The sequence below is a fragment of the Azospirillum formosense genome, assembly GCF_013340925.1.
Taxonomy (GTDB): domain Bacteria; phylum Pseudomonadota; class Alphaproteobacteria; order Azospirillales; family Azospirillaceae; genus Azospirillum; species Azospirillum formosense.
In genome coordinates this window covers 1-925 of sequence record NZ_WHOR01000522.1, presented here as the reverse complement: position 1 = coordinate 925, position 925 = coordinate 1, and the positions used below count along the sequence as shown (strand labels likewise).

Genomic DNA, 925 nt, shown 5'->3' with positions numbered 1-925 from the left:
ACCCTAACCCTCCCCCGTTGCGCAGGGGAGGGGACAAGCGGGCGAGGAAGAACAGGAAATTGCTATGCTGACCAAGGATGGCGTACCGGATTGCGAAAGCTGCGGAGCCTGTTGCGCCTACTCCTGGGAGTGGCCCACCTTCATCGGCGATTGGGACGGTGACGGGATCATGGAGCACTTGAAGGAAGACGGGCGTATGCGATGCAACGGCAACCGCTGTGTCGCACTGATGGGAACCCTCGGCGAATCCGTTTTTTGCAGCGTCTATGAGCACCGTCCCCTGGTGTGCCGTGAATTCACGGCTGGAAGCGATGCCTGTCACAGCGTCAGGGCCCAGTTGGGGTTGCGAGATTGAACCAGGCGCCGACCCGATGACGCAGGCTGCGCCTGCGGTCCTCCTCAGGAGCCGGAGCGATGTCCCAGTCCCAGGTCTGGTCGGGGTGAGGGAGGTCGAGCCCCCAGAGCGAGTTCTCGCGCTCCTGAAGCGCGCCGTCCTCCAACCAGACACTTTCCATATCGGTGAAGAGCGTGGCCTGTTCGGCGACGCGGGCAAGCCAGGAACGATGGCTGTGCGCAAGGGCTCGGGCGAAGTGTTCCCGCTCGGCCTCCGGCGTGTTCGGTGCCTTGCGGTCGATGGCGTCCAGGGGCAGAAGAGGGAGCTGCGATAGGAGATTGCAGGACAGGGCGAGAGCAAACCGCTCCCCCGGCAGGTCCGGCGGTGACGGTGATGGAAGCGGTGAACCATCGGAGAGGGCGGCGTCCAGCGGCGCCAACGCTCCGGTGACGTCTAGGGTAAGCAGGCGGACGTTGGAATAGCGTCGCGCCTGCAGACGAGCGCCGCGGGTGTGAACCATGTCGGCCAGAACCACCTCGCCGAATCGCTCAGCCAGCAGCGGCAGCGGAACCTCGATCAGCAAGCCTGATC

2 protein-coding genes are annotated in these 925 nt (G+C 64.5%); one reads left to right on the top strand and one right to left on the bottom strand.

Going from position 1 to position 925, the window contains the following annotated elements; translation table 11 throughout:
- Positions 1-64: 64 nt before the first annotated feature.
- Complete coding sequence (locus tag GBZ26_RS29565; protein WP_174441823.1) at positions 65-355, top strand: YkgJ family cysteine cluster protein; 291 nt, start codon at positions 65-67, stop codon at positions 353-355.
- Here the strand turns inward: GBZ26_RS29565 and GBZ26_RS29560 are convergent.
- A partial coding sequence (locus GBZ26_RS29560; RefSeq protein ID WP_174441822.1) for a hypothetical protein occupies positions 327-925 on the bottom strand: 599 nt, incomplete at its 5' end. The genes GBZ26_RS29565 and GBZ26_RS29560 overlap by 29 nt on opposite strands.

Bases quoted from the DNA above. Each gene is read 5' to 3' on its own strand.
- GBZ26_RS29565 (WP_174441823.1), top strand. From the start codon at position 65: ATGCTGACCAAGGATGGCGTACCGGATTGCGAAAGCTGCGGAGCCTGT.